Annotated in this window: 7 protein-coding genes; 4 read left to right on the forward strand and 3 right to left on the reverse strand. The window is 34.1% G+C overall.

The window, feature by feature from the left end; translation table 11 throughout:
• Positions 1 to 641, reverse strand: a 641-nt coding sequence (xth, locus tag ACPYKA_RS18195) for an exodeoxyribonuclease III (RefSeq protein ID WP_479543623.1), incomplete at its 3' end; no start/stop codon positions are given.
• 230 nt (positions 642 to 871) lie between these two features.
• Between xth and ACPYKA_RS18200 the strand changes: the two genes are divergently transcribed.
• From ACPYKA_RS18200 to ACPYKA_RS18215, 4 genes are read left to right on the forward strand one after another with little or no spacing between them, the layout of a single operon-like run.
• Positions 872 to 1,255, forward strand: coding sequence for a GntR family transcriptional regulator (locus ACPYKA_RS18200; protein ID WP_479543624.1), 384 nt, complete (start codon positions 872 to 874; stop codon positions 1,253 to 1,255).
• Position 1,256: 1 nt separating this feature from the next.
• A complete protein-coding gene (locus ACPYKA_RS18205; RefSeq protein WP_479543625.1) occupies positions 1,257 to 1,946 on the forward strand; it encodes an ABC transporter ATP-binding protein in 690 nt (229 codons plus the stop codon).
• Complete coding sequence (locus ACPYKA_RS18210) at positions 1,943 to 2,779, forward strand: hypothetical protein (RefSeq protein ID WP_479543626.1); 837 nt, start codon at positions 1,943 to 1,945, stop codon at positions 2,777 to 2,779. Before ACPYKA_RS18205 ends, ACPYKA_RS18210 begins: the two co-directional genes overlap by 4 nt.
• Positions 2,780 to 2,790: 11 nt before the next feature.
• Positions 2,791 to 4,002 carry a hypothetical protein gene (locus tag ACPYKA_RS18215; RefSeq protein ID WP_479543627.1) on the forward strand — a complete coding sequence of 404 codons (1,212 nt, stop codon included), beginning with the start codon at positions 2,791 to 2,793 and terminating at the stop codon, positions 4,000 to 4,002.
• Between the two features lie 23 nt (positions 4,003 to 4,025).
• Here ACPYKA_RS18215 and ACPYKA_RS18220 read toward each other — a convergent pair whose 3' ends face one another.
• Positions 4,026 to 4,355 (reverse strand): thioredoxin family protein, encoded by a 330-nt coding sequence (locus ACPYKA_RS18220; RefSeq protein ID WP_479543628.1) that lies wholly within the window; start codon positions 4,353 to 4,355, stop codon positions 4,026 to 4,028.
• 210 nt (positions 4,356 to 4,565) lie between these two features.
• The gene (locus ACPYKA_RS18225) at positions 4,566 to 5,123 is read right to left on the reverse strand and encodes a CotY/CotZ family spore coat protein (protein ID WP_479543629.1); all 558 of its coding nucleotides are present in this window, start codon (positions 5,121 to 5,123) and stop codon (positions 4,566 to 4,568) included.
• Positions 5,124 to 5,535: the final 412 nt, after the last annotated feature.

Consider the following 5,535-nt stretch of genomic DNA (forward strand, 5'->3'; position numbering starts at 1 on the left):
CTCCAGCCAATATTTCTTTCTCTTACAGTTTTCATATACGACCACCATGTATATAACCCTTTCGTATCAGGTTGAAAGTACCGTAAAGAATCAACAAATCCTGCCTCAAGTAAACGTGAAAATTTTTCTCTTTCTTCTATTGTAAAACCGGAATTACCTTCATTTGCTTTTGCGTTTCTTATATCAATTGGTTTATGGGCAACATTTAAATCCCCGCATAATATGACTGGCTTTTGTTGTTCAAGCATCAGAATATGGTGGTATAAATCATCTTCCCATTCAAGTCGAAGTGACAGTCGGGCTAAGTCACGTTGAGCATTTGGAGAGTATACATTTACTAAAAAGAAGTCATCAAATTCTAAAGTAATAATCCTGCCTTCAGGATGTTCATCATATTCACCAAGCCCATACTGAACGGTAATAGGTGTATGTTTGGTAAAAACAGCTGTTCCTGAATATCCTTTTTTACTTGCATAATTCCAATATTTTTCGTAGCCGGCTAAATTTAAATCTATTTGTCCATGTTGTAATTTAATTTCTTGTACACAAAAAACATCTGCATTTATTTCGTTAAAGTAATCCAAAAAACCTTTTCTTACACAAGCTCTAAGTCCATTAACATTCCATGAGACTAGTTTCATATAGCATTCCCCCTTACGATAGAATAAGTATAATACGATAGGCAAAAACAATAAAAATTTTTGCTTGCATGATAAAAATTATCTTGACAGTTCATCTGTATTACACGTATAATACAGTGAGTGTATGAGTTAAATAATACACATGGATTGGGTTGGATGTTTTTTTAATTCCTATGTATTAAGTGGATGATACAAATGGTAATTAATTTTGTTAGGGTAGGGGTGATGAAATGCGTTTAAAACTAGATAGTCGTACCCCAGTGTATATACAGGTGATTCAATATTTTAAGGAGCAAATTGCAAGTGGAGCATTGGGATTAGGGGAAGAAATACCTTCACGAAGAGAATTGGCAAGTCGATTAAAGATTAATCCAAATACAGTGCAAAGAGCGTATAAAGAAATGGAGGAAGCGGGATTGATTTTTACTGAGGGAAATATGCCAAGTAAGGTTACAAAAGACGAAACGGTAATTAGAAATGTACGGGATGGTTTGTTAGAAGAAGCGATACAAAATTTTATTACTTCTGTTCATACATTGAATATTCCACTAGAAGAACTTATTCCGCTTATAGAAAAGAATTACGAAAAGGGATTACAGAATAGGGGGGAATAGCATGATAGAAGTAAAAGATATACATAAGTCTTTTGGGAGAAAACAAGTATTAAAAGGGGTTTCTTTTACCGCGCAAAAAGGTGAAATAACTTGTCTCATCGGAGTCAATGGTGTCGGTAAAACAACTGTTATGAATGCAATCATGAATTTGACTCCAATAAATCGTGGGGAAATTTTAATCGATGGTGAAAAAATTAATAAACGAAGTTATGAAAAAATTACATTTATACCAGATACCATTACGATGCCTCCAACGATGCGAATTCAAGATGCATTTGAATTTATGAATGATTATTATAATTCTTGGAATCAAGAAAGAGCCAAGGAGTTACTGAGTTTTTTCCGGTTACAGAAAAGTGATCGAATTGCTGAGTTATCGAAAGGAAATAAAGCTAAAGTTAATTTGCTTTTAGGACTGGCTTTGGATGTTGATTATGTATTAATGGATGAACCTTTTTCAGGTATTGATATTTTCAGTCGTGAACAAATTGCCAATGTATTTACATCTCATTTAATAGAAGATCGTGGTGTTATTATCACTACCCATGAAATAACTGATATTGAGCATTTAATTGATAAAGTTGTGTTACTAGATAATGGTATTGTGTTAAAGGAATTTAATGCAGAGGAAGTTCGTGAGGAACAAGGAAAGTCCATTGTAGATGTTATGAGGGAGGTTTTTCGACTATGAAAAATTTCTTTAAGTTATTAAATTTTGAATTGAATCGATTTATGAAATTGTTTATTATCTTACTCGTTACAATTGCTGTCATTCAAATAATAGGTACGATCATCCTTGCTAGATCCTATATGATGCAAGCGAATAAGGCAGTTCTTCAGGGAGGAATGTCGCAGCATGAATTTATCGACATGTATTCCACATTTAGCATGATGGATGTCATTTATTCTTTATGGTTTATGGGACCGATAGCAATTGGTGTTGCGGCATTAATGTTTTATGTATTTTTTATATGGTACCGGGATTGGTTTGCAAGAAATACATTTATTTACCGATTATTAATGCTTCCGACATCAAGAATGAATATATTTTTTTCAAAAGCAACAACTATAATGTTAACTGTACTAGCTTTGGTCGCTTACCAAGTCATTTTGCTAAATATAGAGAAGACTATTGTTAAATGGTTAGTTCCAAAAGTGTATAGGCAAGATCTTGGAGTTGTCGATCTTGTTGCAGCTTCAAAGCATTTATCAATAGTGCTTCCGCAGGGTTTGGTTGAATTTTTAATTGCATACGGATTAGGACTAGGGTTTATTGTAGTTATATTCACTGTAATTTTATTTGAGAGAAGTTATCGAATCAAAGGACTAATTTTTGGATTACTATATGCAGTTATTGCCTTTGTCTTATTTGCATTACCGATCTCGCTGCAACTACTACTATATGGATATATCTATTTGTATCCAACAGAAATTTTCATTGTGCAAATTGTCATGTGGATTATTATTGTTGGTGCTTCCTTAATATTAAGCAGATACTTATTGAAAAATAAAGTGACAGTGTAAGGAGGGAAGACATGAGAAAGTATTGGAAATCAATTTTATTAATTACATTTATTGTTGTGGTAGTTGGCATTTTCTATATTAAGGCAGATACAGATTCGAATAGTTTTGTTCAATTTAAACTTGAAAAGAAAGAAGGAAATGATGCGGCGGTTGAAGAACTAGTAATAAACGGGGATTTATTTTACGGTATGTTAAGTTTTGAACCGTTTCGAATTGATAACCAAGGGACTACTTATTTGCGGGATGAATCATTTGTTAAACGGTTGCAAGGATACTACCCGGATGTGTATATTGAACGGTTACAAAAGGAACATCGGAACTTTATGCGGGGTAAAATCGACGAGCCCCAAAATTACTATGAAGATGAAGATGTTTTAGCATATGGGGCTACACCTTATGAATTTTGGACGGCTGATAATTATAAATTTGACATTGCCGTTTTGGACAAAAAGACAAATGATACAGTTTCGTTTTCGTTACCAATACCGAACAGGGGTAATTATTGGTATGTGGAATCATATGGTGTCTTATTTGAAGGTAAAGAATTATCTATCATCACTATAAATGCAGAAATGAGCAATGATATGGTAGAAAATATTTCTGCGCATATTTATACATTTGATATCGAGAAAGAGCAGCTAATAAACGAAGAAATAATTGGTTCATTAGATTATACGGATGATGGTGAAGGATATAGTGATTACAATGTCATAAAAGATGAGGATTCCGTAATTATAGCTGGGCTTAAAATAACACCAGTAGAAATGGATGAGGAAACAGATTATTATGAAGAAGTTGGCGAGTTAACTAAATTAATTATCTATAATATTAAGAGTAAGGATGTTGAGGAAATTACGATTTCCGAAAAAGAAGATATAGGAATTCCGATTTCAAAAATTGGGGATCAACTTTATTTTGCAAATGCGAAAAATAATCAACTTTCCCTATCTACTTTTAATACCGAAACAAAAAAGGTTACTGATACGTTAGAAATAGATGATATCAAGTCGTATATGTCAATATATGATATTCAGCAAGCGGAAGTGAAAAATGGCAAATGGTATTTCATGCCATCAACGGGAAGCATAGAGGATTTAACTTCTATTATAGTCGTAGATTTAAGCAGTTTATCACTTGATTATATTGGCCAGATTGTCAACACGACACCGCCTGAAAATAATGAGTCGATTGAAATATATTTCAATGATCTTGAATTAAAATAATGATAAATCTGGTCAGCTAGAAATTAGTTGGCCAGATTATTATATATGCGGGTAATTTTATTCTGCAGTAATTCAGTTTGCACAAAACGAGCTTCTCTAATATATTCTTTTCCATTTACAAAAAGAAGTAGTACAGGAGCTGTAAAAACATTAAAGCGTCCCGCAATTTCTGTAACTTTACTAGCATCTACTTTGTAAGCAGCTATTTTAGGGAAGTTAGCTAATATCCTCTCGATTTGTGGTTGTAATCCATGGCAAACACTGCAATTTGGCATTGTTATGTACAGAAATGCTAATTCATTGTTTGAAATTAGATTTTCTATATCTTGTAATGAAGTTAGTTCTTTAAACATATTCATATGGACTCCTTAACTAGACGTACTAGACCTAGCATACATCTATTTCTTTTTATTTTCCCTTAATTTGTATTATTAAGATTAAGAACAAAGGCGCTGGAGCCGGACGTGTGGCTATTCCTGCAACGAAATCTATCCATAACTAGAGAATTTAATAATTTTCTAAGCAAAGATAAAACTGCGCTTTTTGCGCAGTTTTAAACGTTTTTATAACGGTTCCGGTGTGATTGGATCCAAGCAAGTAATACCACAGAAGCAATCTAAGTCTAACGTGATACACACTCCTGTTTCACGGAAGTTTCTAATTCTTCTACGACCGAATTTGTCGCAAAATGAATCTTTATGGTGGTGGCTGTGTTCTTCGCTGCCATGCTCTTCACCGTGATGTTCGCCGTCTCTTCTGCGGCCAACAGGTAATAATAATTCAACATTTACACAACTTTTGGATCCTCTAACAAAATCTCTTACTCTTAAAATTGGAGATTCGACACACTCAAAATCTCTCCGCTCTCCTCTATCTCTGTTTACAAAACCAGCACCAACAAAAGGCTTACAACTTTCCTTACAGATTAACATGAATGGAATCGTTGTGTCCTCTCTCCGTCTTCTTACTCTCCGTGATAATAGGTCTTCGATAGAATTTTCACAACTTGTGACACATTCATCAACAGCCTCACGTTGTGCCTCTAAAATCCTTCTAACTATATCTTTAATACACTGATCATTACGTCTGTCATGATCAAATCGCTCTCTTTGACAACCCACAATAAAACACTCCTTTAATATTTTTGTGATTACAGTATCACTATATGTGGGGTATAGTTTATGGGTTGTTTTATCGTCTATTTTCTAGTAAAAATGAGTGAATATCACAGAAGTAATAGAAAATGTGCTAGTAACTTGGGGTATATATCGTTTCATTTGTTATTGATGGACATATATATGTACTATCTGACCAAGTCTTGGAAAGATAATTTATTCCCAACCCATGATCTGATACTCCCACAGCTAAAGCAGTGGGGTTCTGAATTCATTGCTTTCATCCTGCCGGCAACCACAATGCTTATGATGCTTGCGCTTGGCATTTAGGGCTTCGGATACTGAGACAACTTTCTTCAGAACGTTCACGGTCAAAGAAACCTTTGTTTCCATTGGCGACCGCATCTTTTGGTTCTCG

The organism is Pseudogracilibacillus amylolyticus (SeqCode) (genome assembly GCF_051918545.1).
GTDB lineage: Bacteria > Bacillota > Bacilli > Bacillales > Amphibacillaceae > Pseudogracilibacillus.